Annotated in this window: 20 protein-coding genes; 3 read left to right on the forward strand and 17 right to left on the reverse strand. The window is 67.2% G+C overall.

What is annotated here, in order from left to right:
• Positions 1-14 precede the first annotated feature (14 nt).
• From zwf to pgl, 3 genes are read left to right on the forward strand one after another with little or no spacing between them, the layout of a single operon-like run.
• Positions 15-1,577, forward strand: coding sequence for a glucose-6-phosphate dehydrogenase (zwf, locus tag AC1DRO_RS02260; protein ID WP_028275502.1), 1,563 nt, complete (start codon positions 15-17; stop codon positions 1,575-1,577).
• Entirely contained in the window at positions 1,574-2,515 is a 942-nt protein-coding gene (locus tag AC1DRO_RS02265; RefSeq protein WP_028275501.1) for a glucose-6-phosphate dehydrogenase assembly protein OpcA, read from the forward strand. The genes zwf and AC1DRO_RS02265 overlap by 4 nt, the downstream gene beginning before the upstream one ends.
• The gene (pgl, locus tag AC1DRO_RS02270) at positions 2,505-3,323 is read left to right on the forward strand and encodes a 6-phosphogluconolactonase (protein WP_476949644.1); all 819 of its coding nucleotides are present in this window, start codon (positions 2,505-2,507) and stop codon (positions 3,321-3,323) included. The genes AC1DRO_RS02265 and pgl overlap by 11 nt, the downstream gene beginning before the upstream one ends.
• Here pgl and AC1DRO_RS02275 read toward each other — a convergent pair.
• The 17 genes from AC1DRO_RS02275 to AC1DRO_RS02355 form a co-directional block, all read right to left on the reverse strand.
• Entirely contained in the window at positions 3,276-3,635 is a 360-nt protein-coding gene (locus AC1DRO_RS02275) for an RNA polymerase-binding protein RbpA (protein WP_306292809.1), read from the reverse strand. The two genes, pgl and AC1DRO_RS02275, sit on opposite strands and share 48 nt — an antisense overlap.
• A gap of 155 nt (positions 3,636-3,790) precedes the next feature.
• Entirely contained in the window at positions 3,791-4,048 is a 258-nt protein-coding gene (gene secG, locus AC1DRO_RS02280) for a preprotein translocase subunit SecG (RefSeq protein WP_018772994.1), read from the reverse strand.
• Positions 4,049-4,096: 48 nt separating this feature from the next.
• On the reverse strand, positions 4,097-4,912 hold the full coding sequence (gene tpiA / locus AC1DRO_RS02285) for a triose-phosphate isomerase (protein ID WP_018772995.1): 816 nt from the start codon (positions 4,910-4,912) through the stop codon (positions 4,097-4,099).
• A 108-nt stretch (positions 4,913-5,020) separates the two neighbouring features.
• On the reverse strand, positions 5,021-6,247 hold the full coding sequence (locus tag AC1DRO_RS02290) for a phosphoglycerate kinase (protein ID WP_476949645.1): 1,227 nt from the start codon (positions 6,245-6,247) through the stop codon (positions 5,021-5,023).
• A gap of 10 nt (positions 6,248-6,257) precedes the next feature.
• On the reverse strand, positions 6,258-7,268 hold the full coding sequence (gene gap, locus AC1DRO_RS02295; RefSeq protein ID WP_476944056.1) for a type I glyceraldehyde-3-phosphate dehydrogenase: 1,011 nt from the start codon (positions 7,266-7,268) through the stop codon (positions 6,258-6,260).
• A 287-nt stretch (positions 7,269-7,555) separates the two neighbouring features.
• On the reverse strand, positions 7,556-8,179 hold the full coding sequence (locus AC1DRO_RS02300) for a superoxide dismutase (RefSeq protein WP_476949646.1): 624 nt from the start codon (positions 8,177-8,179) through the stop codon (positions 7,556-7,558).
• A 169-nt stretch (positions 8,180-8,348) separates the two neighbouring features.
• On the reverse strand, positions 8,349-9,329 hold the full coding sequence (gene whiA, locus AC1DRO_RS02305; RefSeq protein ID WP_018772999.1) for a DNA-binding protein WhiA: 981 nt from the start codon (positions 9,327-9,329) through the stop codon (positions 8,349-8,351).
• 10 nt (positions 9,330-9,339) lie between these two features.
• Entirely contained in the window at positions 9,340-10,359 is a 1,020-nt protein-coding gene (locus tag AC1DRO_RS02310) for a gluconeogenesis factor YvcK family protein (RefSeq protein ID WP_028276839.1), read from the reverse strand.
• A complete protein-coding gene (rapZ, locus tag AC1DRO_RS02315; protein ID WP_476949647.1) occupies positions 10,359-11,282 on the reverse strand; it encodes an RNase adapter RapZ in 924 nt (307 codons plus the stop codon). The genes AC1DRO_RS02310 and rapZ overlap by 1 nt, the downstream gene beginning before the upstream one ends.
• 115 nt (positions 11,283-11,397) lie before the next feature.
• Positions 11,398-13,395 (reverse strand): excinuclease ABC subunit UvrC, encoded by a 1,998-nt coding sequence (gene uvrC, locus AC1DRO_RS02320; protein WP_476949648.1) that lies wholly within the window; start codon positions 13,393-13,395, stop codon positions 11,398-11,400.
• A gap of 85 nt (positions 13,396-13,480) precedes the next feature.
• Positions 13,481-14,149 (reverse strand): lysophospholipid acyltransferase family protein, encoded by a 669-nt coding sequence (locus AC1DRO_RS02325; protein ID WP_026266350.1) that lies wholly within the window; start codon positions 14,147-14,149, stop codon positions 13,481-13,483.
• Positions 14,136-14,912 (reverse strand): HAD hydrolase-like protein, encoded by a 777-nt coding sequence (locus tag AC1DRO_RS02330; protein WP_476949649.1) that lies wholly within the window; start codon positions 14,910-14,912, stop codon positions 14,136-14,138. Before AC1DRO_RS02330 ends, AC1DRO_RS02325 begins: the two co-directional genes overlap by 14 nt.
• Positions 14,913-15,101: 189 nt before the next feature.
• Positions 15,102-18,050 (reverse strand): excinuclease ABC subunit UvrA, encoded by a 2,949-nt coding sequence (uvrA, locus tag AC1DRO_RS02335; RefSeq protein ID WP_476949650.1) that lies wholly within the window; start codon positions 18,048-18,050, stop codon positions 15,102-15,104.
• Positions 18,051-18,117: 67 nt separating this feature from the next.
• Entirely contained in the window at positions 18,118-18,510 is a 393-nt protein-coding gene (locus AC1DRO_RS02340) for a GntR family transcriptional regulator (protein WP_028276835.1), read from the reverse strand.
• Positions 18,507-20,348 (reverse strand): ABC transporter ATP-binding protein, encoded by a 1,842-nt coding sequence (locus AC1DRO_RS02345; protein WP_476949768.1) that lies wholly within the window; start codon positions 20,346-20,348, stop codon positions 18,507-18,509. Before AC1DRO_RS02345 ends, AC1DRO_RS02340 begins: the two co-directional genes overlap by 4 nt.
• Before the next feature lie 113 nt (positions 20,349-20,461).
• Complete coding sequence (locus AC1DRO_RS02350; RefSeq protein ID WP_476949769.1) at positions 20,462-22,252, reverse strand: ABC transporter ATP-binding protein; 1,791 nt, start codon at positions 22,250-22,252, stop codon at positions 20,462-20,464.
• A 134-nt stretch (positions 22,253-22,386) separates the two neighbouring features.
• Positions 22,387-23,166: a trans-aconitate 2-methyltransferase gene (locus AC1DRO_RS02355; protein WP_476949651.1), complete on the reverse strand. Its 780-nt coding sequence runs from the start codon at positions 23,164-23,166 to the stop codon at positions 22,387-22,389.
• Positions 23,167-23,242: the final 76 nt, after the last annotated feature.

Below are 23,242 nucleotides of genomic sequence, written 5' to 3' on the forward strand. Positions count from 1 at the left end.
GCACCCACGCAACCATGCCAGAAACCTACATCGGCGGCAGGAACACGGCCGGCCGGGGGCGCAATCCGCTCCGGGACCCCCGTGACCGCCGTCTGAACCGTATTGCCGGACCGGCGTCGCTGGTCCTGTTCGGGGTGACCGGGGACCTCGCCCGCAAGAAGCTCATGCCCGCCGTGTATGACCTCGCCAACCGCGGGCTGCTGCCGCCGAGCTTCGCGCTGGTGGGCTTTGCCCGCCGCGAGTGGGAGAACGAGGACTTCGCCGCGGAGGTCAAGGAGTCCGTCAAGGCGTACGCCCGCACCCCGTTCGACGAAACGGTCTGGAAGCAGCTCTCCGAGGGCATCCGCTTCGTGCAGGGCGAGTTCGACGACGACGAGGCGTTCAAGCGGCTCTCCGACACAATCGATGAGCTCGACGAACAGCGCGGGACGCGGGGAAACCACGCCTTCTACCTCTCGATCCCGCCGAAGGCCTTCGAGCAGGTCTGCCGTCAGCTCTCCAAGCACGGCCTGGCCCAGGCCGCGGGCGACAACTGGCGCCGCGTGGTGATCGAAAAGCCGTTCGGACACGACCTCGAGTCGGCCCGGCAGCTCAACGACATCGTCGAGTCGGTGTTCCCGCCGGACGCGGTGTTCCGGATCGACCACTACCTGGGCAAGGAGACGGTGCAGAACATCCTGGCACTGCGCTTCGCCAACCAGCTCTTCGAGCCGCTCTGGAACGCCAACTATGTGGACCACGTCCAGATCACCATGGCCGAGGACATCGGGACCGGAGGCCGGGCAGGCTACTACGACGGCGTGGGCGCGGCCCGCGACGTCATCCAGAACCACCTGCTGCAGCTGCTGGCCCTGACGGCGATGGAAGAACCGATCTCCTTCAACGCGGACGACCTGCGTGCCGAGAAGGAAAAGGTCCTCGCCGCCGTCCGGCTCCCCGAGGATCTCTCCTCCCACTCCGCCCGCGGGCAGTTCACCGGCGGCTGGCAGGGCGGCGAGGAAGTCCTCGGGTACCTGGAGGAGGAGGGCATCCCGGCCGATTCCAAGACCGAGACGTTCGCCGCGATCCGGGTGGACATCAACACCCGCCGCTGGTCCGGCGCGCCGTTCTACCTGCGCGCCGGCAAGCGGCTGGGGCGCCGGGTGACGGAGATCGCCGTCGTGTTCAAGCGCGCACCAAACCTGCTCTTCACTGACCACGGCGAGGACGACTTCGGCCAGAACGCCGTGGTGATCCGGGTCCAGCCTGACGAGGGCGCCACGATCCGGTTCGGTTCCAAGGTTCCTGGCACCCAGATGGAGGTCCGCGACGTCACCATGGACTTCGGCTACGGCCACTCCTTCACCGAGTCCAGCCCCGAAGCCTATGAACGGCTGATCCTGGATGTGCTCCTGGGTGAGCCGCCGCTGTTCCCCCGGCACCAGGAAGTTGAGCTGTCCTGGAAGATCCTGGATCCCTTCGAGGAATACTGGGCCGGCCTGGACGAACAGCCCCAGCCCTACGCTCCCGGAAGCTGGGGCCCTGCCTCGGCCGATGAGCTCCTTGCCCGCGACGGACGAACCTGGAGAAGGCCATGATCGTAGATCTTCCCGACACCACCACCTCCAAGATTTCCAAGAAGATCATGGCCCTGCGCGAGCAGGGCGGCGTGATCGCCCTGGGCCGGGTCCTGACCCTCGTGGTCGTCACCCGCTCCGGGCTGGAAGAGGAGGCCATCGAGGCCGCCAACGAGGCCAGCCGGGAACACCCGTGCCGGATCATCGTCCTCGCCGACGCCGGGGCCTCGGCCCCGACCCGGCTGGACGCCCAGATCCGCGTCGGCGGCGACGCCGGCGCCTCCGAGGTGATCCTGCTGCGCGGCTACGGCGAACTGGCAGAGGAAAGCGAATCCCTCGTCGCGGCCTTGCTGCTCCCGGACGCCCCGATCGTGGCCTGGTGGCCGCACGGCGCGCCCAGGAACGCGTGCCAGACCTCGGTCGGGGGCATCGCGCACCGCCGGATCACCGACTCGGCCAATGAAGCGGACCCGGTCGCGGCGCTGGAGAACATCCGCCGCACGTACAAGGCCGGCGACACGGACCTGGCTTGGACCCGGCTGACCAACTGGCGCATCCAGCTGGCCGCGGTCCTGGACCAGGTGGACGACTCGCCGGTCACGGCCGTCGCCGTCGAGGGCGCCTCGGACTCCCCCAGTACCGTGCTTCTCGCAGCCTGGCTCACCCTGGCCCTGGACGTTCCCGTGACGATCGTGGCGGATCCGGCCGGAACCGGCATCCGTCGCGTCCGGCTGACCCGGCCCGGCGGCGACATCCAGCTCTTCCGGCCCGGGCTCACCATCGCCGAACTGACCCAGCCCGGCCAGCCCGCCCAGCGGATCTCACTGCCCCGCCGCAGCCTCAAGGACTGCCTTGCCGAAGAGCTCCGCCGCCTGGATCCGGACGAAGTCTTCGGTGAAGTGATTACTATGGGACTGCCGCGTACCAATCTAAGGAGTGTCCGTCCCAGTGAGCGCTGACCCGAGAGTAAGCATCCATCCTGACTCGACCGTTCTGATGGCGGCGATCGCAGCCCGCCTGATTACCAAGCTGGTGGATATCCAGGACCGGCACGGCGAGGCCACGGTGGTGCTTACCGGGGGAACGATGGGCATCGGCTCGCTCAAGGCCGTGGCCGAATCGCCCGCGGCGCGGGCCGTCGACTGGTCCAAGGTGAACTTCTGGTGGGGTGACGAGCGCTTCGTGGCGGCCGGCGACGCCGAGCGCAACGCCCGCCAGGCCCAGGACGCCCTCCTGGCCCACATCGATGTTGATCCGGAGCGCGTCCATGTGCCCGGTTCCACCGATGACTTCGACAGCCCGGACGACGCCGCGGCCGATTATGCCCGCCGGCTCGCCGAGGCGGCGGGCGCCGAGCACGCCGCGGACATGTCCGACGACAGGCCGGAACAGCCGGCGCGGCTCCCCCGCCTGGACATCGTCCTCCTCGGCGTGGGGCCGGACGCGCACGTCGCCTCGCTCTTCCCGGAGCAGGCCGGCATCCGGGAGAAGGAACTGACTGTCGTGGGCGTCCACAACTCCCCCAAGCCGCCGCCGGCGCGGGTGTCGCTGACGTTGCCGGCGATCAACACGGCATCCGAGGTGTGGATGGTGGTGGCCGGTGATGACAAGGCCGGCGCCGTAGGGCTCGCCCTGGCCGGCGCTAATCCCGTGCAGGTGCCCGCCGCGGGGCCGCGCGGCCGCCGGGAAACGCTGTGGCTGATTGACGAGGACGCGGCCTCACGGGTCCCGGAGCAGCTCGTCCGGAAGGGTCCGTCCGGAGCGTAGACGTTCCAGCGCTCCAGCCAGCACGTCTTCGGCGTCCTGGCTGGAGCGCCGCTCTTTAACGTATTCCAGATGCGTCTTGAAGCCCTCTGTTGGCGTCTCCTCCAGGGCAAACTTTGATTCGTCGCGGGTTGCGGTGCCGCCGCAGCGCCGGCAGTCCCAAACTCCGGGGATCTGTTCCTCCGGAAGCTGTGCGAACACGAGCGAGGTTTCATGGCCCTTGGCGCACCGGAAAGACACACGAATACGGGGCTGGCGTACGCCGGCCCCGTTCAGTGGTTCATGGCGGGGAGTGGCCCCCTCGGTGGCGCCCACACGGATTCCTTTGAATCCGGAAGCAGAATGCAGCATCGGGAACTCCTGGCTACTTAGCTGGTGGAAGTGCAAGACGACAGCCACAGTGTAGTTCGTGAGTTCCCGATGCCGGGAGGGCCATAAGGACCCCATATGAAGTTTTCGAAACGGGCGTCCTAGGAATCGGCGCCTGTGCTGAACCGCATGAGCAGGCCGAGGGCGATGATCACCACGCCCCAGGTGATTCCCAGGATAACCGTGAACCGGTTGAGGTTCCGTTCCGCGACGCCGGAGGAGCTCAGGCCCGAGCTCATGCCGCCGCCGAACATGTCGGACAGGCCGCCTCCGCGTCCCTTATGGAGCAGGATGAGCAACGTCAGCAGGAGGCTGGTGATGCCTAGGAGGACCTGCAGAATGACATGAAGAACGTCCACGACGGCCTTTCAGAAGGATTGGATTGCGGGGGTCAGGCTGTGTCCGGACTAATCCGTCAACAGGTGACTCTCGAACCTGACAATATTAGCAAACTCGGCAGCGTCCAGGCTGGCACCGCCGACCAGCAAGCCGTCGACGTCGCGCTCCTTCAGGATCGAGGCCGCGTTGTTGGCCTTGACCGAGCCGCCGTACAGCAGGCGGGTCTTGGCGGCGACGTCTGCTCCGAAGAGGGTGGACAGTTCGGCACGGATGGCGGCGCACATTTCCTGCGCGTCCTCCGGGCCAGCGACCTCACCGGTGCCGATGGCCCACACGGGTTCGTAGGCAACTACGAGTTCGGCAGCCTGCTCCGGGGTGAGGCCTTCGACGCCGGCGCGCAGCTGGGCGAGGGTGTGGTCCACGTGGGTGCCGGCCTGCCGGATCTCCAGGCCTTCACCGACGCAGAGGACCGGGGTGATGCCGTGCCGGAAGGCGGCTTTGGTCTTGGCGTTGAGCACGGCGTCGGACTCGTTGTGGATGGTGCGGCGTTCGCTGTGGCCGACCAGGACGTAGCTGCAGGCAAGCTTGGCGAGGAACTGGCCGGAAATGTCGCCCGTGTAGGCGCCGGAGTCGAACTGGGAAAGGTCCTGGCCGCCATAGACGACGGCGAGCTCGTCGCCCTGTACCAGGGTCTGGACGCCGCGGAGATCCGTGAACGGCGGGAAGACGGCGACCTCCACCCGGCTGTAGTCGTGCTTGGCGTCGGACAGGGTCCACGCGAGCTTCTGCAGGAGGGTGATGCCCTGGACGTGGTCCATGTTCATCTTCCAGTTGCCGGCGATGAAGGGCTTGCGGTCGAATTTACCGTTGGTTGACGTGGTCACGTGATCTCCAGGAGTTCTTGGTGTGTGGGAGCAGCCGGCAGGGCGCCCGGTTCCCTGCGGAGGGCACCCTGCCGGCTCAAATGCCGGTGCTTTTAGCGGTCAGTGCTTCTAACGGTCCAGGACGCTCAGGCCGGGGAGTTCCTTGCCTTCAAGGTACTCCAGGCTTGCGCCGCCGCCGGTGGAAATGTGGCCGAACGCCTCATCGGCGAAGCCGAGTGTCCGGACCGCTGCCGCCGAGTCGCCGCCGCCAACCACGGTGAATGCGTCCGTCTCGGTCAGGGCCTGGGCGACGGCCCGGGTACCGCCGGCGAAGGCCGCGAATTCGAACACGCCCATGGGCCCGTTCCAGAACACCGTCCGGGCGCCCTTGATCCGTTCCGCGAACGCCGCTGCCGAGACCGGCCCGATGTCCAGCCCGATGCCCTGGGCTCCGAAGCTGCCCGACTCGATGGCGTCGGCGGCAACGGTCTCGTGCTCGGCGTCGGCGGCGAACTTGCCCGCCACCACAACATCGGTGGGCACAACGAACTCGGTACCGGCGTCGGCGGCGCGCTTCAGGTAGTCCTGGACGACCGGGATCTGGTCCTCTTCGAGCAGGCTGCCCGCGACCTTGTGACCCGCGGCGGCGAGGAAGGTGAACAGCATGCCGCCGCCCACCAGGATCGTGTCCGCCTTGCCCAGGAGGTTGTCGATCACAGCGAGCTTGTCGGAGACCTTGGAGCCGCCGAGGACAACGACGTAGGGCCGCTGGGTATCCGTGGTGAGCTTGCGCAGCACCTCGACCTCCGTGCGGACAAGGTCGCCCTGGTAGGACGGCAGCCGCGTGGCGACGTCGTACACGCTGGCGTGCTTGCGGTGCACCGCACCGAAGGCATCATCGACGAAGGCGCCGTTGTCGCCGGTGAGGGCGACCAACTCGTCCGCGAAGGCGCCGCGCTCGGCGTCGTCCTTGGAGGTCTCCCGCGCGTCGAAGCGCACGTTTTCCAGGACCAGCACTTCGCCGTCCTGCAGCGCCGCGGAGAGCTCCTTGGCCGACTCGCCGACGGTGTCGGTGGCAAGTGAGACCTTGAACCCGGCAAGCTCGGCCAGCCGTGCGGCTGCGGGCTTGAGGGAGTACTTCTCCTCCGGGGCGCCCTTGGGGCGGCCGAGGTGTGCTGTGACCAGCACGCGGGCACCGGCGTCCGTGAGCTTCGCCAGCACTGGGAGGGAGGCCTTGATGCGGCCGTCGTCAGTCACTGTAGAGCCGTCGAGCGGTACGTTCAGGTCACTTCTGACCAGAACGTACCGCCCGCGGACACCATCAGCGATCAGTTCGTTGAGGGTGTGAAATGTCATGAGTCTTACCCTAGCCCAGCTTGGACGCTACAAGCTCCGTGAGGTCCACGAGGCGGTTGGAGTAACCCCACTCGTTGTCATACCAGGACACAACCTTGACCTGGTCGCCGATCACCTTGGTCAGGCCGGAGTCGAAGATGGACGATGCCGGGTCGCCGACGATGTCGGAGGAGACGATCGGCTCGTCGGTGTAGGTCAGCAGGCCCCTGAGCTCCTCGGTCTCCGATGCTGCCTTGAGGGCGGCGTTGACTTCGGCGACCGTGGTCTCGCGGGAAACCGTGACGGTCAGGTCCGTGGCGGAGCCGGTGGGAACGGGCACGCGGATGGCGTAGCCGTCGAGCTTGCCCTTGAGCTCCGGCAGGACCAGACCGATTGCCTTGGCGGCACCGGTGGAGGTGGGCACCATGTTGATGGCGGCGGCGCGGGCGCGGCGGAGGTCCTTGTGCGGGCCGTCCTGCAGGTTCTGGTCGGCGGTGTAGGCGTGAATGGTGGTCATCAGGCCACGCTCGATGCCGAAGGCCTCATTGATGACCTTGGCCAGCGGGCCGAGGCAGTTGGTGGTGCAGGAGGCGTTGGAGATGATGTGGTGCGTGGCGTTGTCGTACAGGCCGTCATTGACGCCCATAACGATCGTGATGTCCTCATCCGACGCGGGGGCGGAGATCAGGACCTTCTTGGCGCCGGCGTCGATGTGCTTCTGTGCATCGGCGGCCTTCGTGAAGAAGCCGGTGGACTCGATGACGATGTCGACGCCGAGCTCGCCCCAGGGCAGCTTCGCGGGGTCACGTTCGGCGAGGACCTTGATGATGTTGCCGTCGACGACGATGTTGCCGTCCTTGACCTCGATGGTTTCGGCCAGGCGGCCTCCCACGGAGTCGTACTTGAAGAGGTGAGCGAGGGCTTCCGGGCTGGTGAGGTCGTTGACCGCAACGATCTCGAGGTCTGCGCCCTGTGCGAGGGCGGCGCGGAAGTAGTTGCGGCCGATACGGCCAAAGCCGTTGATGCCAATACGGGTCGTCACGTTTTCAGTCTCCTTGGTGCTCTTGCGAGCACGACTAGTTGAGAAGGCGTTCAAGCCAACTAACAGATCCCGCACGCCATTGGGCAGAGATAATTACCAGATCGGAGGGCGACCAGCCACATTGCTGAAGGCTAACCGCCTTCCGTGATCCATCTTACGTTTAACCGGGACTGCCCCCGCAAGTGCAGGGGCAGTCCGTCCACAATTCGGGCCGAAGGGCCCGTAATGTGAGGTTTGTTACAAACGGAAGTCGATTCCGTCACCCTGTGCAGGGTATAGGGACCTGCCTAGAGGGTGATGAGACCCGTCGCGTTCTTGCGCGCGGCGTCGAAGCGCTTGGCGACGTCGGCCCAGTTCACGATGTTCCAGAAGGCCTTGACGTAGTCAGCCTTGACGTTGACGTAGTCCAGGTAGAAGGCGTGCTCCCACATGTCCAGCATCAGCAGCGGGGTGGTGCCGAGTGCGACGTTGCCCTGCTGATCGTAGAGCTGCTCGATGACCAGGTTGCCGCCGATGGGCTCGTAGGCCAGGAAGCCCCAGCCGGAGCCCTGCAGGCCCAGTGCCGCGGCGCTGAATTGCGCACGGAACGCGTCGAACGAGCCGAAGGCGTCGTCAATGGCCGCCGCGAGCTCGCCCTCGGGCTTGTCGCCACCGTCCGGTGAGAGGTTCTTCCAGAAGACGGAGTGGTTGATGTGCCCGCCGGTGTGGAACGCGAGGTCCTTGGAGAGGCGGTTGATGTTGGCGAAGTCGCCCTTTTCGCGCGCCTCGGCCAGCTGGGTCAGGGCGTTGTTGGCGCCGGCCACATAGGCGGCGTGGTGCTTGCTGTGGTGCAGCTCCATGATCTTCGCGGAGATGTGCGGTTCCAGCGCTGCGTAGTCATAGTCGAGCTCGGGCAGTACGTACTCGGTCACAAATTCCTCCAATGTCGTGGACGGGTTGTCCGGTTCGGTAACTCTTTCGATCGTGCATCCGGATGCGGGGCATCCGGAAAATTGCGGTGGAATCCAACGGCGACAACCAGCCGCGGCTCCCGGATATTTCATTCCCCGGGATATTCCTGCTGTTGATTCTAGGGGCGGGCTAGTCGTCGAGCATTTCCGGCGTCACATTGGCTTCCGTGCCCGGGATGCCGAGGTCCTGGGCCCGTTTGTCCGCCATGGCCAGCAGCCGGCGGATCCGGCCGGCGATGGCGTCCTTGGTCATGACGGGGTCGGCGAGCCGGCCCAGCTCGTCCAGGCTGGCCTGCTTGTGCGCGACCCGGAGCTCACCGGCATACTTCAGGTGGTCCGGGACGTCGTCGCCCAGGATTTCCAGGGCGCGGTCCACCCGGGCACCGGCGGCCACGGCGGCCTGCGCGGAACGGCGCAGGTTCGCGTCATCGAAGTTGGCGAGCCGGTTGGCCGTGGCGCGGACTTCCTTGCGCATGCGGCGTTCTTCCCAGACCATCAGCGCGTCGTGGGCGCCCATGCGCGTCAGCAGCGCGGCGATCGTGTCGCCGTCGCGGATCACCACACGGTCCACTCCCCTGACCTCGCGGGCCTTGGCCTGGATGCCCAGGCGGCGGGCGGCGCCGACGAGGGCCAGGGCCGATTCGGGGCCGGGGCAGGTGACTTCCATGGCCGAGGAGCGGCCGGGCTCGGTGAGCGAGCCGTGGACCAGGAACGCGCCGCGCCAGACAGCTTCGGCGTCCGCGGCGGAGCCGTTCACCACTACCGACGGAAGGCCGCGCACGGGCCGCCCCCGCGCGTCCAGGAGTCCGGTCTGGCGGGCGAGGGCCTCACCGTCGCGCACCACCCGCACCACGTAGCGGCTGCCGCGGCGCAGGCCGCCGCCGGAGACGACGATGATCTCGCTCTGGTGGCCGTACACCTCGGCGATGGCGGCGCGCAGCCGCCGGGCGGTCGATGCGAGGTCGACTTCGGCCTCGATCACAATCCGGCCCGAGATGATGTGCAGCCCGCCGGCGAAGCGGAGCATCGCCGATACCTCGGCCTTGCGGACTGAGGACTTCTTGATATCCAGACGGGAAAGTTCTTCCTTGACTGATGCTGTCAGTGCCATGGCACCTTTCCTAACTATTCCCGAAAATATCGTGATACGCCGTCGCCAGCCGCAACGGATCGTGGACCGGACGGCGACCAGACGCCCCCACTTTACCCAAGACCACCTCGGCACCGAGCATTCCTGCCGCCGCCTCGAAGTCGGGCAGGTTCTGCACCGACGCCGGGTCGGCCAGGATGACGTCGATCGTGAACTCCGGCGCGTATTCGCGCAGCACCCGGAGGTGGTCGGCGGCGGACATGCCGGCCGTCTCCTTGGTATCCGTGGCCAGGTTCATGGTCAGGCACCGGCGGGCAGCCGTGTTGGCGAGGGCCTCGCGCATTTCGGGCAGCAACAGGTGCGGCAGCACGGACGTGTACCAGGAGCCCGGCCCGAGGATCACCCAGTCGGCCAGCTCGATCGCCGTCAGTGCCTCGGTGCAGGCCGGAGCGTTCTCAGGCAAGAGCCGGACGTGCTCCAGGGATCCTGCCACTGCGCACTTGGCCTGGCCGGTGAGGGTCTGCAGTGCCGTGGCCCCGTCCGGGGCGGTGACCCGGACCTGGCCCTCGATGGTCAGCGGGACGCTGGACATCGGCAGGACTTCTCCGCGCGCGCCGAGCAGGGCGCCGGCCCACTTCAGGCCTGCGACGGTGTCGCCCAGGAGCTCCCAGAGCGTGACGATCAGGAGGTTGCCCATCGCGTGCTCATCGAGGGAGCCGCCGCGGCCTTTGCCGGGGGCGAAGCGGTGCTGCATGACGTCGCGCCACGTGCGGCCCCAGTCGGTGTCGTCGCACAGGGCGGACAGGGCCATCCGGAGATCACCGGGCGGCAGGACGCCGTACTCTTCGCGGAGCCGGCCGGAGGATCCGCCGTCGTCCGCGACCGTGACGACCGCGGTGAGTTCGGAGGTCAGCAGGCGCAGGGCCGACAGCGAGGCGGAGAGGCCGTGGCCGCCGCCGAGCGCCACGACGGAGGGGCCTTTGTCCTGCTGGCTGGCGAAGGCCGCGCTGGCGGGCGGGACAAGGGGCAGCGGGCCGGTCAGCAGCGCCATTACTCGCGGCCCAGGTCCCGGTGCGTCGTGGTCACCGTGACGCGCGGATACTGCGCCAGCCTCCGTGAGAGCTCGACGGCGACCGCCACGGAGCGGTGCTTGCCGCCGGTGCAGCCCACGGCGATGGTGGCGTAGTGCTTGTTCTCCCGGCGGTATCCGTCCAGGACGGGTTCAAGGGCCAGGACGTAGCGTTCCACGAAGTCGCTGACGCCCTGGGCCTCCAGCACGTAGTCGCTGACGTCCTTGTCCAGTCCGGTGTGCGGGCGCAACTGCGGCACCCAGTGCGGGTTGGGGATGAAGCGGGCATCGGCCACGAAGTTGGCATCCACCGGCAGCCCATACTTAAAGCCGAAGCTCATGACGTTCAGCCGCAGCGCCACCGGCCCGGTCTCGCTGAAGAGTTCGGTGATGGCGGTGGCGAGGCCATGGACGTTGAGGGAGGACGTGTCCAGGACGATGTCGGCGGTGTCCCTCAATTCACGGACCAGCTCGCGTTCGGCGGCGATGCCGTCGAGGATCCGGCCGCCGCCCTGGAGCGGGTGGGGCCTGCGGCCCTGCTCGAAGCGGCGCACCAGGACGTCGTCGCTGGCGTCGAGGAACAGCACGCGGAAGCTCACGCCGGTGGCTTCCAGGGCGCGGAGCGCCGCGCGCATGTCGACGAACAGTTCCTTGCTCCGGACGTCCATCACGACGGCGAGCTTGGACATGGAGTGCGGCGTCCGGGACACCAGTTCCGCGAGCGTGCCGAGCATCTGCGGCGGCAAATTTTCCACGACGTACCAGCCATGGTCCTCAAGGGCGTCCGAGGCGGTGCTGCGGCCGGCTCCCGACATTCCGGTCACCACGAGCAGTTCAGCCTCGACGGGTTTGACGGGTGTCATGCCGTCCGCATCCGTCTCGGATCCTGCCGTCGACTCTGCCATCACTGAAGCCCCATCTCTGCCTGTACGATTTGCTGTTTGTCAGGTTTGCGCGCGGGCCGCGGTGATGCCGCTGCCGTGCCCAAGTCTTTACCCTAGCTAAGTTTGGCGGCACTAGCTAAGCGTCGAGGATTTCGCCGGTGGTCATGTTGACGGCAGGAACCGTGGCGGCTTCCTCGACGCCGCCGCCAGCGAAGTGCCGGACGATCGCGGCGGCGAGGGAGGGGCCGATCCCCTTGGCGCCGGTGAGTTCGTCCTGCGTCGCGGCTTTGATCCCCTTGACGGAGCCGAACTCCGCCAGGAGGGCCTTGCGCTTGGATTCGCCCAGCCCGGGCACGCTGTCCAGGGCGGAGGCCGTCATGGCCTTGCCGCGCTTTTGCCGGTGGAAGGTGATGGCGAAGCGGTGGGCCTCATCGCGGATCCGCTGCAGCAGATACAGGCCGGCCGAGGCGCGCGGCAGGATCACCGGGAAATCGCTGTCCGGCAGCCACACCTCTTCGAGCCGTTTGGCCAGGCCGACCACATACACGTCCTCGATGCCGAGCTCTTCCAGCGCCCGTGCGGCCGCATTGACCTGCGGTTTGCCGCCGTCGACGACGACGAGGTTGGGCGGGTAGGCGAATTTGCTCCGCGGTGTTGGCGTCGTGGAGTCCGCGACCGCCGCGTCCAGGGCGGCCTGGTGCGCCGGTTTGGCCGCAGCCGCCGCCTGCTCGTCTTTTTCTTGAAGATAGTGCCGGAACCGCCGGGTCAGCACATCATGCATGGCCGCGGTGTCGTCGGTGGCCGCGGCCCCGGTCACGGCGAACTTCCGGTAGTCGGACTTTTTCGGCAGGCCGTCCTCGACCACCACCATGGAGCCGACCACGTTGGTGCCCTGGACGTGCGAGATGTCGAAGCACTCGATCCGCAGCAGCGCCACGGGAAGCTCGAGCGCTTCCTGGATTTCCTGCAGGGCCTGGGAGCGCATGGTGAGGTCGCCGGCGCGCCGGGACTTATGGAGCTTGAGGGCGTGCTCGGCGTTTTCACGGACCGTGGACAGGAGGGCGGCCTTGTCTCCGCGCTGGGGAACGCGGATGTCCACCCGCGCCCCGCGCAGGCCGCTGAGCCATTGCGCGAGCTCCGGGGCGTTGCTGGGCTCGGCAGGCACCAGCACTTCCCGGGGCAACCTGCCCTGGAGCCCGGCTTCCTCGCCGTAGACCTGCTGGAGCAGGTGTTCGACCAGTTCCGGGGTGGTGGAGTCCTCGACTTTTTCCACCACCCAGCCGCGCTGGCCGCGGATCCGTCCGCCCCGGACGTGGAAGACCTGCACGGCGGCCTCGAGCTCGTCTTCGTGCAGGGCGAAGACGTCGGCGTCCGTGCCCTCGGCCAGGACGACGGCGTTACGTTCGAAGACCTTCTTCAGCGCCACGATGTCGTCCCGGAGCCGGGCCGCGCGTTCATAGTCGAGCTCGGCGACTGCCGCGGCCATCTCCCGTTCCAGCCGGTTGACGAAGGGCTTGGCTTCGCCGCCCATGAACGTGCAGAAATCCTCGGCCAGGGCGCGGTGGTCGGCGGCGGAGATCCGGCCGACGCACGGCGCGGAACATTTGTCGATGTAGCCGAGCAGGCAGGGCCGGCCGCTGGCTTCGGCGCGCTTCAGCACCCCGGCGCTGCAGCTGCGGACCGGGAACACGCGCAGCAGGGTGTCCATGGTGTCCCGGATCGCGCCGGCGGTGTACGGGCCGAAGTACCGGGTCCCCTTGCGCCGGTCGCCGCGCAGCACCTGGACGCGCGGGTACTTCTCCCCCATCGTCACGGCGAGGTACGGGTAGCTTTTGTCGTCCCTGAACATCACGTTGAAGCGGGGCGTGAATTCTTTGATCCAGGTGTATTCCAGCTGCAGCGACTCGAGTTCGCTGCCCACCACGGTCCATTCGACGCTGCTGGCAGTGTGGACCATCGCATAGGTTTTGGGCATGAGCCCGGCGGGGTTGGCGAAATAGGTGTTCAGCCGGGCACGGAGGTTCTTTGCCTTGCCGACGTAGATGACCCGGCCGTGCGGATCGCGGAAGCGGTACACGCCCGGATTGGTCGGAATTTCACCCGTCTGGGGTCGGTAACTCGCTGGATCTGCCACACATCAAGTCTACTGAGCCGAAGGCGGTGCCGCTGCACGTGCACCGGCGCATGCCCGGCGGGGGCCGGGAGCAGGAAGCCGCGCGCTATTCGGCCGACTTGCTCTGGTTGTAGCTGGTGGAGCGTTCCTGGCCGCTCAGGTCCGCGATTGCGTCCATGATGCGGTCCGTGACCTGGCGGCGGGCCGGCAGGGAATGGTCCGGCCCGGTTTTCTCGAAGTACAGCGGCTCGCCGACCTTCATGGTGAAGTGCTGCGGTTTGACGGACTTGCTGTCCGCGGGCTGCAGGTGTTCGGTGCCGATCAGGCCCACCGGGATTACGGGCGCGCCGGTGGTCAGGGCCAGCCAGCCGACGCCGGTGCGGCCGCGGTACAGGATGCCGTCGCGGGAGCGGGTGCCTTCTGGATAGATGCCCACGCCCTTGCCGGAGTCGAGGATGTCCAGCAGCGTTTTCAGCGCCTGGACGCTCGCCGCCTGCTCGCCGCGTTCCACCGGGATGGAGCCCACAGCCTCGAAAAAGGACTTCATGGCTTTGCCTTTGATGCCGCCGGTGGTGAAGTACTCAGCCTTCGCGAAGAAGGCCACGGGCCGCGGCATGAGCGCCTGGACGATCACGCTGTCCAGGAACGAGAGGTGGTTCGGTGCCACGATGAACGGTCCGTCCTTGGGCACGTTTTCCAGGCCGATGACCGTGGGACGGCACGTGGTGGTTACCAGCCCCCGAGTGGTCCAGCGGATTGCGTCAAACATTGCCATCGGTGTGCACCTCGTTCAGGGCTGTGGTCCCCGGGCGTTCGGAGAGCCGGTTGATCGTCGCGTGAAGCGCCGTGGTGTTGTGCACGATCTCGACGGCACCGGCCGCGTGCAGTTCGCCGTCGGGCGCAAACCCCCAGCCTACGCCGATGCAGTCCAGTCCGTTCGCAGCGGCCCCGGCGACGTCCTGCGCCCGGTCCCCCACCATCACGGCCCGGCCTGCGGCCGCAGGGTCCGCGGAAGCGAGGTCCGAGAGCGCGGCGGCGACGATGCCGGCCTTGCCTCCGGGAACAGAGCCTTCGGGAACGGAGCCGTCGGGCACCGAGCCCGCTCCCGGGCTGGCGGCCTCGTCGGCGGCGGAGCCCCGGATGCTGTGGAAGAGACCGGCGATGCCGTGGTGCGCCAGGACAGTGCGGGCAAGCCCTTCCGGCTTCTGGGTCGCGACTGCGATGGGCCGCCCCGCGGCGACGAAGTCCTCGAGGAGGCCGCGGATTCCCGGGTACAGCCTGCTTTGCGCTATTCCTGTGGATGCGTAGTGCGCGCGGTAGATGCGGATGGCGTCTTCCAGCTGTGCGGCCGGAACGCCGGCGATTTCCGTCAGGGAATGGCTGAGCTTGGGCCCAATCATGGCGTCCATCCGGGACTTGTCCGGAACCGGCAGGCCAAGCTCGATGAGGGCCGCGGCGATACCGTCGGTAATACCCCCGGCGGGATCGACAAGAGTGCCGTCAAGGTCGAAGATCACGGGCACTGTTGTATGCGTCACCGGCTTAGTTTCTCACGAGTGTGCGGTTGCCAGAAATTCGCATACTCCTTCAGGAATACATCAGGGAATACATCGGGAATATATCGGAAATACATCAGCAGATACATCAGGTGGAAACGTCCCTGCGGGGCGGGGACGCGTGCGGCGGAGGCTTACCTGCCCCTCCGCACGGTCCATGGCGGCCGGTGTTCAGGCGAGAAGCTCGGCGAGGAACGCGGCCGTGTGGCTCTCGCTCGACTTGGCCACCTGCTCAGGGGTGCCGGAGGCAACCACACGGCCGCCACCGGACCCGCCGTCGGGGCCAAGGTCCACGATCCAGTCGGCGCTCTTGATGACGTCGAGGTTGTGTTCGATCGTGATCACCGTGTTGCCCTTCTCCACGAGGCCCTGGAGCACCATGAGGAGCTTGCGGATGTCCTCGAAGTGCAGGCCCGTGGTGGGCTCGTCCAGGACGTAGACGCTGCGGCCGTTGGAGCGTTTCTGGAGCTCGGCTGCGAGCTTCACGCGCTGGGCCTCGCCGCCGGAGAGCGTGGTGGCGGGCTGGCCCAGCCGGACGTAGCCAAGGCCGACGTCGACGAGCGTGTTGAGGTGCCGTGCGATCGGCGAGAAGGCCGCAAAGAACTCGGCCCCTTCCTCGATAGGCATGTTCAGCACGTCCGCGATGGTCTTGCCCTTGTAGTGGACCTCCAGAGTTTCGCGGTTGTACCGTGCGCCGTGGCAGACCTCGCAGGGGACGTAGACGTCCGGCAGGAAGTTCATCTCGATCTTCAGGGTGCCGTCGCCGGAGCAGGCCTCGCAGCGGCCGCCCTTGACGTTGAAGGAGAACCGGCCGGGCAGGTAGCCGCGGACCTTGGCCTCGGTGGTCTCGGCGAAGAGCTTTCGGATGTTGTCGAACACGCCGGTGTACGTGGCCGGGTTCGAGCGCGGGGTGCGGCCGATCGGGCTCTGGTCGACGTGCACCACCTTGTCCAGGTGTTCGAGGCCCTGGACGGACTTGTGCCTGCCGGCCACCTGCTTGGCGCCGTTGAGCTTGTTGGCCAGCACCTTGTAGAGGATCTCGTTGACCAGGGTGGACTTGCCCGAGCCGCTGACGCCGGTGACGGCGGTGAAGAGGCCCAGCGGGAAACTGGCGTCGATGTTCAGGAGGTTGTTCTCCTTCGCCCCGACCACCTTGAGCTCGCGCTTCTTGTCGTATTTGCGCCGCTTCTTCGGAATCTCGATTTTCCGCCGGCCGGAGAGGTAGTCGCCGGTGAGCGAATCCGTGTTTTCCAGCAGCTCCTGGTAGGACCCGGAATGGACCACCATGCCGCCGTGCTCGCCGGCGCCCGGTCCGATGTCAACCACCCAGTCGGCCTCGTGGATGGTGTCCTCGTCATGCTCCACGACGATCAGGGTGTTGCCGAGGTCCCGGAGCCGGGTGAGTGTCTCGATCAGGCGGCGGTTGTCCCGCTGGTGCAGGCCGATCGAGGGCTCGTCGAGGACGTAAAGGACGCCCACGAGGCCGGAGCCGATCTGGGTGGCCAAACGGATGCGCTGGGCTTCGCCGCCGGACAGGGTGCCGGAGGGCCGCTCCAGGTTCAGGTACTCGAGTCCGACGTCGAGGAGGAAGGTCAGGCGGGCCTGGATTTCCTTGAGGACCTGGTGGGCGATCTGGGCCTCGCGGCCGGTGAGGACGAGGTTTTCGAGGAAGCCGGCGCATTCCCGCATGGGCAGTGCGGCGACCTCGGCGATTGACTTGCCGTTGATCAGCACCGAGAGCGACGCAGGGTTCAGCCGGGCACCGTTGCAGGCCGGGCACGGGACCTGGCGCATGTATTCCTCGTAGCGGTCGCGCGCATAGTCGGAATCGGTCTCGCCATGCTTGCGGTGGACGTACTGCACGACGCCCTCAAAGCCGGTGCTGTACTTGCGTTCACGGCCGAAGCGGTTGCGGTATTGCACCACCACCTTGTGGTCCTTGCCGTGCAGGACGGTCTGCCGGACGTCGGTGTCGAGCTTCTCCCACGCCGTCGTCATGGAGAAGCCGAGTTCCTCGGCGAGGCCGGCCAGCAGCCGGTTCCAGTACTCCGTGGTGGCGGTTCCCAGGGACCACGGCGCAATGGCCCCTTCGGAGAGCGAGAGCTCCGGGTTGGGGATGAGGAGTTCCTCGTCGACCTCCAGCTTGGTGCCGATGCCGCTGCACGCGCTGCAGGCGCCGAAAGGGTTGTTGAATGAGAAGGAACGGGGCTCGATCTCGTCGATCGCCAGAGGGTGCTCGTTGGGGCAGGCCAGGTGTTCTGAGAACGCCCTGATCCGCTCGGGATCGTCTGCTTCGAGGTCGACGAATTCGGCCAATATGCGGCCCTCCGCCAGTCCGAGGGCGGTTTCAACCGAGTCGGTCAGGCGCTGGCTGATGCCTTCCTTGACCACGAGGCGGTCCACCACCACTTCGATGGTGTGCTTGAACTGCTTGCCCAGCTTCGGCGGATCACTCAGGTGGACGAGCTCGCCGTCCACCCGGGCCCGCGAGTAGCCCTTGGCTGTGAGTTCCTTGAAGAGGTCCACGAATTCGCCCTTGCGGCCGCGGACCACGGGTGCCAGCACCTGGAAGCGGGTGCCGTCCGGGAGTTCGAGCAGCTGGTCGACGATCTGCTGCGGGGTCTGCTTGGTCACGGGCTCCCCGCAGACGGGGCAGTGCGGCCGGCCCACACGGGCCCAGAGCAGGCGCATGTAGTCGTAAATCTCGGTGATGGTGCCCACGGTCGAGCGCGGGTTCTTGGACGTGGACTTCTGGTCGATGGACACCGCCGGCGAGAGGCCCTCGATGAAGTCGACGTCGGGCTTGTCCACCTGGCCCAGGAACTGCCGGGCGTAGGCGGAGAGGGATTCGACGTAGCGGCGCTGGCCCTCGGCGAAGATGGTGTCGAACGCGAGGGAGGACTTTCCGGAGCCGGACAGGCCGGTGAACACGATCATGGCATCGCGCGGCAGGTCCAGGTCCACGTTGCGCAGGTTGTGCTCGCGGGCGCCCTTGACGACGAGGCGGGTCATGTCCGGACGCTTCAGGACGGGGCGGGACGGGGCCGCATCCCGGACTGCCAGCGGCTCGGCGGCGGAATGGACTTCAACGGCTGGATCTTCAGCTACAGCTTTAGGCACGACTCTAATGCTAATCGAAAACTTCTTCGAAAAACTATTCCGCGCGCCACGGGCGGCGCGGGATGTGCTACTGGCGGTCGTAGGCGGCGGCCAGCAACTGCACGGCCTCGGCGAAACTGGCGCCCTGGGCTTTGGCGGCCGCGGCGAACTCGGCGGCGGCGGCGGACAGCGAACTCCACGCGGCATCGCGGGCACACACCACGGTCCCATTGCGGCCCTTCGTCACTACGACGCCGGCGGCCTCGAGTTCCTTGTAGGCCCGCGCCACAGTGTGCGGGGCGACGCCCAGTTCGCCTGCGAGGCTCCGCACGGCCGGAAGCCTGGTGCCCGGCGCGAGTGTGCCGTTGTCGGCGCGTTCGATCACGTAGAGCCGCAGCTGTTCGAAGAGCGGGACGGAGCTGGCCGGATTGGTCCGCCAGGATCCGGGAAAACGCTCCCCCGCGGCGTCCGCGGGGCTCACTGTTCGGCCTCCTGGACGGCCGGGACCTGTTCGCGGCCGGCGAACTGGGCCTCGTACAAATCCTTGTAGAGCCCCTGCCGGGCCACCAGCTGCTGGTGGGTGCCGTGTTCAACGATTCGTCCGTGGTCCATGACGAGAATTAGATCAGCGTCCCGGACCGTGGACAAACGGTGCGCGATCACGAAGCTCGTGTGACCGTGCCGCAGCCGCTCCATGGCATGCCGGATCTGCACTTCAGTGCGGCTGTCGACGGAGCTCGTCGCCTCATCCAGCACCATGATGCTGCGCCCGGCGAGCTGCGCCCGTGCGATCGAGACGAGCTGGCGCTGGCCCCGGCTCAGGGAGTCGCCGTCGTTGCCGAGCATCGTGGCGTAGCCGGCCGGCAGGGACCGGACAAACTGGTCCACGTGGCTGGCGCGGGCCGCCGCGACGATATCGGTTTCGGTGGCGCCGGGCCGGCCGTATTCGATGTTCTCCCGGATGCTGCCGGTAAACAGCCAGGCATCCTGCAGGACGATGCCGAAGGCGCGCCGCAGGTCGTCCCGCGGGATGGTGGCGATGTCCGTCGAGTCCACCAGGATCCGGCCGGAGTCGAGTTCGTAGAAGCGCATCAGGAGGTTGACCACGGTGGTCTTGCCGGCACCGGTGTGTCCCACGATCGCCACGGTCTGTCCCGGGTCCACCGTGAAGGAGAGGTCCTTCACCACGGGCGTGCCGGGGCTGTAGCTGAAGCTGACGTGCTCGAACGTGACCCGACCAGCCACTGCGCCGGGATCCAGCAGGTCGCCGGGCGTGCCCGGGGCAGGGGCTTTGCGTCCGTTGGAGGATTTGCGCGGGACATGGAGCTTTCGCGCGGCCGTGGCGCCTTGCAGCTTGCCGGCGCCGTTGGCGGAAACGGCCGGCACGGCGCTGTCCGCAGGGATCTCCGGGGCGTCCAGCAGCTCAAACACCCGCTCCGCCGAGGCCAGGCAGGACTGCACGAGCGTCAGCATGCCGCCGATCTGGCTCACCGGCTGGCTAAAGAGACGGGAGAACTGGACAAAGGCCTGGATGCCGCCGATCGTCAAGAGCCCCGCGGTGACCTGCAGCGCCCCCACAACAGCAATTGCGATGTAGTTGAGGTTGGCGACAAACACCAGCAGCGGCTGCACGATGCCGGACAAATACTGGGCGCGGGTGCTCGATCGCGTGAGCTTCTCGTTGCGCTCCCGGAAGCTCGCCGCCGACTCTTCCTGCCGGCCAAAGGCCTTGACCACTTCATGCCCGGTGAAGAATTCCTCGAGTTGGGCGTGCAGTGCCCCCGTGCTGCTCCACTGCTCCTTGAAGTGCGCCTGGGAGTGCCGGGCCACGAGCACGGTGATCATCGTGGACACCGGCACCGAGAGGATCGCGATCAGCGCCAGCAGCGGCGAGAGCCACAGCATCATGGCGAGAGCGGCCGAGAGCATCAGGACGGCCATGATCAGCTGGTTGAGGAGCTGGTTGAGCGCCTGGGAGATATTGTCGACGTCGTTCGTGGCCCGGCTGAGCACGTCGCCGCGGCGCTGTTCCTCGAAATGGCTGGACGGCAGCACATGGAGTTTTTGTTCCACGGAGCCGCGGAGGCCGTAGCTGAGGCGCTGCACCGCGGTGGCGGTCAGGCTGCCCTGGATCCAGCTGAACAGCGACGCCCCGACGTACATGGCCGAAACGGCCAGCAGCCGCTCGGCCAGCTGTTGCTCGTCGAGGGAGCCGCCCAGGAAGCCATCGACGACGACGTCGGTGGCGTCGCCCAGCACCTTGGGCGCCGCCACGTTGAGTGTCACGAACGCGCAGGTCGCGGCGATGACGCCGGCCATCCGCCACTTCAGCGGCAGCAGCAGGCCCAGCAGCCGGGCGGCGGTGTGCCATTTGATGCGCTCCGGCACGCCGGGTCCCGCAACGGCCCCGGCGCGGTGTGCCCGCGCGCGGCTCACGGGGCTTCCTCCAGCACCAGCTGGGACGCGGCAATTTCCTGGTAGCTGGGCGAGGACTCCATGAGTTCGCTGTGCGTGCCCTGCGCAACCACCCGGCCGCCCTCCAGTACGAGGATCAGCCCGGCGTCCACGATTGTTGACACCCGCTCTGCCACGATCAGCACGGTCGCCGAGCGCAGCAGCGGCTCGATCGCCGCCCGGAGCCTGACGTCGGTGCCGTAGTCCAGAGCCGAGAAACTGTCATCGAAGAGGTAGGCGGGGGCCCGCTTGAGCAGGGCCCGCGCGATGCACAGGCGCTGCCGTTCGCCGCCGGAAAAGTTGGTGCCCCCCTGGCTTACGGGCGTGTCGAGCCCGAGCGGCAGGGCCCGGACAAAGTCGGCGGCCTGGGCAGCTTCGAGCGCCTGCCATATTTCGGGCTCGTTCGCGGCGGGTGCCCCGAACCGGAGGTTCCCCGCCACCGTGTCCGCGAACAGGTAGGACTGCTGCGGGACTATTGCGATCAGGCCGCGCAGGGCGTCCAGGGGCATCGCCCGCACGTTCTCCCCGCCGATGCTGATCTCTCCGGCCGTCGCGTCGAGGAAACGGGGCAGCAGGTTCAGGAGTGTCGTCTTGCCGCTGCCGGTCGCGCCGATGATCGCCGTCGTGGTACCGGCCCCGGCGGTGAAGGAAACGCCGTCCAGCACGGGTGCTTCGGCGCCGGGGTAGGCGAAGGACACGTTCCGGAACTCGACAGCGCCGGAGCGGCCTGGGGCGCCGGCGACGGCGGCCGCACCGGCGGTGCCCGCCACACCGGCCCCACCGGCTGGAATGGTGGCAGGGGCGGCCCCGGCGGGAACGGCCGGATCCGCGATGGCCGGTTCCGTGTCCAGCACCTCGCGGATCCGTTCCGCGCAGGCCGCCGCCCGGGGGGCGGTCATGAAGACGTACATCGCCATCATGATGGCAATCAGGATCTGCAGGATGTAGGCGATGAACGCCGTCAGCGCCCCCAGCCGCATCTCGCCGGCGTCGATGCGATGGCCGCCGAACCACACCACGAACACGGACGAGATGTTGACCACGAACATGATCATCGGCATCATCGCCGCCACAAGGAGAGCGGATTGCAGATTGTTCCGGGTGAGGTCCCTGTTGGCTTCATCGAACCGGCGGACCTCGTGGTCCTGCCGGACAAAGCCGCGGATGACATTCGCGCCGATGATCTGCTCCCGCAGCACCCGGCCGATCCGGTCCAGAAGACCCTGGCCCTGGCGGTACAGGGGAATCAGGCGGCGGACGATCACCGTCATGATCACCGTCAGGACCGGGATCACCACGACCACAATCCAGGACAGCACCACGTCCTGGTGCACGGCCAGCACGATGCCGCCGATGAAGATCGCCGGTGCGGCAATCAACATGATGAATATTAGGACGGCGAGGTTTTGGATCTGGGCGACGTCGTTGGTGGCCCGGGTTACGAGACTGGGCGCACCGAAACGGCCTACCTCCTGGGAGGAGAAGGACTGGACCTTCGCGAAGAGCTCCCCGCGCAGCTGGCCGCCAATCTCCATGGCGACCACGGCGCCCAGATATCCGGCCGCGACGGCCGTGACCACCTGAACGGCAGCGATTCCGGCCATCCAGGCCCCGAGGTGGAGGATCTCCCCGGTGTCCCCGCCGATGATGCCGTCGTCAATGATCGCGGCATTCAGGGTGGGCAGGAGCAGGTTGGCGGTGGCTTGCACGAGCTGCAGCACGACGATGGCCAGCACGGTCCCCTTATGCGCGGACAACAGCCGCGACATCAGGCTTATTAGCACTGAACCTCCATTACTAGCCCAGGGCCCGGAATGGTGATCAGCCTAACGGCCGCCCCACACCGCCACGTCATTGTAAGCCCCATTCCGGAGTGCTTCGTGTCAACCGGCAGACACGCCGCCTACCCGGTTTTCTGCGCCACCGCGAACGTGCGACGGAACGGGAAGACCGTCCCGTGCCGGCCTGCCGGATACGCGTCGTCCAGCCGTGCCGAATACTCGGCCTCGAACTCCCTCGCCTCGTCGTCGGGGAGAGCCGCGAGGACCGGCCTGAGTCCGGTGCCGCGGACCCACTCCAAAACGGGGTTGGCGCCCGGGAGCAGCTGAAGGTACATGGTCTCCCAGGCGTCGGCGGCACAACCGGCGTCGAGCATGATCTCCAGATATTCCGCTGCCTCCCCCACCACGTCGTCGTGGCGGAGCACCCCGGCGAGCCGCCCCGCCCAGGCCGGAGAGTCGGCCAGCTCCCGCATCAGGGTGTGCGACGGGGCATTGAAGTTCCCCGGCACCTGCAGCGCAAACCAGGCGCCCGGTTTGAGGGCATCGAGCCATAGTGGCAGGAGCTTTCGGTGGCCTGGCACCCACTGCAGGGCCGCGTTGGTGACCACGACGTCCGTGTCCCCAGACGGCATCCAGTGCTCAATGTCGGCCAGCTCGTAGGAAAGATTGGCCGCCGCGGCTGCGTGGTCCTTGGAAGTGGCCAGCATTTCCGGCGACGAATCCAGACCCACCACCTGCGCGCCCGGCCAGCGGTCCGCGAGCGTCGCGGTCAGGTTGCCGGGACCGCAGCCGAGGTCCACCACATGCCGCGGGGCTTCGGCGTGAACCCGCCCGGTCAGATCAAAAAATGGTCTGTCCCGGTAGTCCCCGAACTGCACATATTTCTCCGGATCCCACTTCATGGCTGCCTCCAGTTCCCGGCACATCGTCCTAACCGAAGCCTAGTCCCGGCCCGTGGGCCAGCCAAGGAAGCACGCC

The sequence above is a fragment of the Arthrobacter sp. P4_F11 genome, assembly GCF_056401395.1.

What these genes read in the sequence shown, in the direction of transcription:
- AC1DRO_RS02325 (WP_026266350.1), bottom strand. Translation starts at nt 14,149, where the DNA reads ATGGCAATGTTTGACGCAATCCGCTGGACCACTCGGGGGCTGGTAACC.
- AC1DRO_RS02345 (WP_476949768.1), bottom strand. Translation starts at nt 20,348, where the DNA reads ATGGCCGGCGTCATCGCCGCGACCTGCGCGTTCGTGACACTCAACGTG.
- AC1DRO_RS02310 (WP_028276839.1), bottom strand. Translation starts at nt 10,359, where the DNA reads ATGGCGCTGCTGACCGGCCCGCTGCCCCTTGTCCCGCCCGCCAGCGCG.
- AC1DRO_RS02265 (WP_028275501.1), top strand. Translation starts at nt 1,574, where the DNA reads ATGATCGTAGATCTTCCCGACACCACCACCTCCAAGATTTCCAAGAAG.
- whiA (WP_018772999.1), bottom strand. Translation starts at nt 9,329, where the DNA reads ATGGCACTGACAGCATCAGTCAAGGAAGAACTTTCCCGTCTGGATATC.
- AC1DRO_RS02290 (WP_476949645.1), bottom strand. Translation starts at nt 6,247, where the DNA reads ATGACATTTCACACCCTCAACGAACTGATCGCTGATGGTGTCCGCGGG.
- AC1DRO_RS02350 (WP_476949769.1), bottom strand. Translation starts at nt 22,252, where the DNA reads ATGTCGCGGCTGTTGTCCGCGCATAAGGGGACCGTGCTGGCCATCGTC.
- zwf (WP_028275502.1), top strand. Translation starts at nt 15, where the DNA reads ATGCCAGAAACCTACATCGGCGGCAGGAACACGGCCGGCCGGGGGCGC.
- AC1DRO_RS02355 (WP_476949651.1), bottom strand. Translation starts at nt 23,166, where the DNA reads ATGAAGTGGGATCCGGAGAAATATGTGCAGTTCGGGGACTACCGGGAC.
- rapZ (WP_476949647.1), bottom strand. Translation starts at nt 11,282, where the DNA reads ATGGCAGAGTCGACGGCAGGATCCGAGACGGATGCGGACGGCATGACA.